Below are 3,757 nucleotides of genomic sequence, written 5' to 3' on the forward strand. Positions count from 1 at the left end.
GAAGGCGGCACGGTAGAGAGCCTCTTTGACCTCGGCGGTGGTCGTCTTGACGAATCCGGTGTGCTCGAGGGTGCTTCCGAACAACATCCGTCCGTCGCGCCGCGGAATAAGATACTGCTCGCGGTGCAGGGTGATATGGTTGATCTGACCTGGCTTGCCGTAGAAGAGGATCATCTGACCGCGCACCGGCGCGATGTCCGGGGTTTGGCCGAGTTGCTCGAGCAGCTTGGCGGTCCAGGCACCGGTGCAAATCACGACCTGGCGGGCCTCGATGGCGCCGTCCGGGGTCCTTACCCCGGTGATCCGACCGGCGTCGACGAGAAGCTCCAGCACTTCCTCGTTTTCGCGCAGCTGGATCCGCTCTTCAACCGAGCGGCGAACCGCCTTGGCGAGTCGCGGCGTGCGCACCTGGGCGATACGCGGCAGCAGGAGGCCTCGCGTGAGACCGGGTCCGAGCTGAGGCTCGAGCTCATGCAGGTGCGAGCCTTCGACCATCTCGATGGGATGGTCGTGGCGCTTCGCCCAGGAGACGGCGATCGAGTGCTCATCCATGTCCAGCACCAGCATACCGCTCAGCGTTAGCTCGGGATCGATACCGGTCTCCTGCAGGAGCGCCTCGGCGAGCCCCGGATAGACCTGCTGGCTCCAGCTCGCCAGGGCGGTCACCGCGTCCGCGTAGCGCCAAGGGTAGATCGGGGAGATAATTCCGCCGCCGGCCCAGGATGACTCGCGGCCGGTCTCGCCCATCTCGATCAGAGTGACCTCGGCACCCGCCTCGACCAGCTCGCGCGCCGTGAGGAGACCGATGATGCCGCCGCCGACGACCAGTACATCGCTCATGGTGTTGCCCTTGCGCCGAGCTCGCGCGGTAACGGGAAGACGACCTGCTCGCGGATTCCGTCCTGCTCTTCGACCCCCACGACACCCCAGGCTTTAAGCTGTGCGATGACTTGATCGACCAGGACCTCGGGGGCGGAGGCCCCGGCGGTGAGTCCGACCCGCGGCGAGGCGCTGAGCCAGTCTCGGCGGATGTCCTCCGGGCCGTCGATCAGGTAAGCGGTGCAGCCCTGTTTCTCGGCCAGCTCGCGCAGCCGGTTGGAGTTGGAGCTGTTGGCCGAGCCGACCACCAACAGCAGATCGCAGCGCGCCGCGAGATCACGGACTGCGTCCTGTCGGTTCTGCGTCGCGTAGCAGATGTCGCTTTTTTTCGGTCCCTGGATCTCGGGAAAGCGTTCACGCAATGCGTCGATGATGCCGCTCGTGTCGTCCACCGAGAGGGTGGTCTGGGTGACATAGGCAACCCGCGATGGGTCCTTGATCTCGAGCCCGCCGACGTCGGCGACCGACTCCACGAGATGCATCGACCCACCGTCGCTCAGACACTGGCCCATGGTGCCCTCCACCTCGGGATGGCCGGCATGACCGATCAGGATGACCTCGACACCGTTCTTGCAGTGCCGTGCGACCTCGAGATGGACCTTGGTGACCAAGGGGCAGGTCGCGTCGAAAACGCGCAGGTTTCGCCCCTCCGCCGCACGTCGCACCTCTTGAGCGACGCCGTGGGCACTGAAGATCAGAGTCGCCCCGTCCGGGACCTCGTCGACCTCCTCGACGAAGACGGCGCCGCGTCGTTTAAGACCGTCGACAACGAAGCGGTTGTGCACCACCTCATGCCGGACATAGACGGGTGCGCCGTAGAGCTCAAGCACGCGATCGACGATCTCGATTGCGCGGTCGACGCCGGCACAGAACCCACGGGGATTGGCGAGGAGGATGTTCATAGTCTCGAAGAATAGGGGATCGGTCGGGAAAATTCACGCCTCGGGGTCGGGCCTGAGCCGGGGCTTGGTTCAGGGCTCGGCCACGGACAAGACGCGCACGCGGATCGTCAACGAGCGTCCGGCGAAGGGGTGGTTGAAGTCGACCCGCACACGCTCTGCATCCAGATCCAGGACGATCCCGCTGGTCTCGTGCCCGCCGGGTGTCTCGAAGGCGACGACCAGACCGGGAACAGGCGCGATCTCGGGCGGAAAATCCTCGCGCTCCATCCAGTGGATGTTGGCGTCGTCATAGGGCGAGAAGAGCTCCGAGCCATGCGCCACGACATAGGTCTCGCTGCCGGGGGCGAGGCCCAGAAGCGTGGACTCGAGCTCTGCGGTCAGGGTGCCGTCGCCGATGGTGCAGGCGATCGGCTCGGCGTCGAAGGTCGAGAGTGCGACGAAACCATCCTGAAAGCGGACCTCCAAATGCAGCTCCACGGCGCGACCGGGGGCGAGGAGGGTGTCCGTCTCGGTCTCGTTGATGGCCTCGCTCGCCTCCGTGTTGGTCGATGGGGTCTCGGGTGGGTTGGCGTGGGTCACGGCGTGGCTCGATCCTGCTCGGCGGCGATCGCGTGCAGGACCGGCAGGTCCAATCCGTGTGTCTCGCCGTTGCGGATGGCTCGGGCGAGGCGGGTCGGTGCGCTGCGCCCCATGCAGGCGTGCTCGGGATCGCCCGCGAAGGCGGCGCCGAGCGCGGCGAAGAGTGCATCGCGATCGAATCGACACCCGGTCATGGCCTCCTGAAGATCGATTACCTCATGGCCGACCTCCTCGGCGAAGGCGCGATGCTGCGACCACAGGGTCTCGACCGTCCCGCCCGTGCGCAGCCCTGCGATATTGGTCGTGAGGATGAAGAGATTCTTGAGCACCAGCTCGAAGAGGAGATCGTCCGTACTCTTCAGGCGGTGTGTGGGAATCGCCAGGGTCGCCAGAGCGTCCGCGAGCAGGTCCGCCCGAGGGCCATACACCGGCGAGGGGATGATGACCTTGTGGTCGCGCCCCGGCTTCTTCTCGAACCAGACCGAGATCACTGTCGGGTCGACGCAGTCGGCCCAGTCGCTCGGCAGCAGCTCGTTCTGGAGGAGTCCGAGACGCCCTCGCCATTGCGCAGGAACGGTGGCGAGGGTCGCGGCCAGGTCGGCCTCTCCGACCGCGATCAACACCAGCTGCGGCTCGGGCAGCTCGGCTGCGGCCGCGACCAAAGAGGTCCCGCGCAACACGGGGAAGACGGGATGGCCGAGCATGAGAAGGCCGCGCGCGAAAACGCCGCCCATCTCGCCGACACCGACGAGCACGACAGGATCTTTCATCGTTCGGGAGAGCCTCCGACCGTCGGCACCCGGCCGCCGGCCTTCATCATCGACAGGTGATACCGGCCCTTGTCATCCCGCGCCATCACAGCAGCTCTTGCGTCACGAACAGATAGCCGAGTGCGGTTACCACCACGAAGATGGCGGCATAGATGATCAGGATGCAGACCCCGGGGAGACCATTGCAGACCGTGCTGTATCGACAGAGCTTACATCCTCTCATCCGGCACCTGTTGCTTTGTCTCGGCAGGGCGCCCCCTCGGGGAGCGGGCGGGCCAATGATCGAGTTTCTCAATCATGAGTATCCTCACCCAGATCGGAGGCATGATCAAGGCGTCTCGAGGGGTGGTGTGAACCGACTCTGCTGCCGGACCTGAAATCGGGCGACTGCGGACACCTCTCCACGCGCGTCGCCGATTTGGAGGGTGATCCAATGCGATGCGGGCACGTCCGCAGAACGTCGGAAGAACGTCGGATCGGTGGACGGTTTGGTCCCCGCTGCGCGCTCGCGTAACATAGCGAAGCACTGGGGCAACGTCGTGTCCCCGGCGGGGCGGGATGTCCGAGCCGCCGTTCGTTTATCGCGCGACACACGAGAATATCCAGACGCTTGTCGTGGAAAATTCC

At 65.4% G+C, this 3,757-nt stretch carries 5 protein-coding genes; all 5 read right to left on the reverse strand.

Going from position 1 to position 3,757, the window contains the following annotated elements; translation table 11 throughout:
• A partial coding sequence (locus GPT33_RS17700; RefSeq protein WP_296811694.1) for an FAD-dependent oxidoreductase occupies positions 1-840 on the reverse strand: 840 nt, incomplete at its 3' end.
• Positions 837-1,781 carry a 4-hydroxy-3-methylbut-2-enyl diphosphate reductase gene (gene ispH, locus GPT33_RS17705; RefSeq protein WP_296811696.1) on the reverse strand — a complete coding sequence of 315 codons (945 nt, stop codon included), beginning with the start codon at positions 1,779-1,781 and terminating at the stop codon, positions 837-839. The genes GPT33_RS17700 and ispH, both read right to left, overlap by 4 nt.
• Positions 1,782-1,850: 69 nt before the next feature.
• Positions 1,851-2,360, reverse strand: coding sequence for a peptidylprolyl isomerase (locus tag GPT33_RS17710; protein ID WP_296811697.1), 510 nt, complete (start codon positions 2,358-2,360; stop codon positions 1,851-1,853).
• Complete coding sequence (locus tag GPT33_RS17715; RefSeq protein WP_296811699.1) at positions 2,357-3,130, reverse strand: hypothetical protein; 774 nt, start codon at positions 3,128-3,130, stop codon at positions 2,357-2,359. Before GPT33_RS17715 ends, GPT33_RS17710 begins: the two co-directional genes overlap by 4 nt.
• Before the next feature lie 85 nt (positions 3,131-3,215).
• Positions 3,216-3,353 (reverse strand): hypothetical protein, encoded by a 138-nt coding sequence (locus GPT33_RS17720; protein WP_296811701.1) that lies wholly within the window; start codon positions 3,351-3,353, stop codon positions 3,216-3,218.
• Positions 3,354-3,757: the final 404 nt, after the last annotated feature.

The sequence above is a fragment of the Thiocapsa sp. genome, assembly GCF_011390875.1.
Lineage (GTDB): Bacteria > Pseudomonadota > Gammaproteobacteria > Chromatiales > Chromatiaceae > Thiocapsa.

Coding starts and splice junctions, on each gene's coding strand:
- ispH (WP_296811696.1), bottom strand. CDS start 1,781: ATGAACATCCTCCTCGCCAATCCCCGTGGGTTCTGTGCCGGCGTCGAC.
- GPT33_RS17715 (WP_296811699.1), bottom strand. CDS start 3,130: ATGAAAGATCCTGTCGTGCTCGTCGGTGTCGGCGAGATGGGCGGCGTT.
- GPT33_RS17720 (WP_296811701.1), bottom strand. CDS start 3,353: ATGAGAGGATGTAAGCTCTGTCGATACAGCACGGTCTGCAATGGTCTC.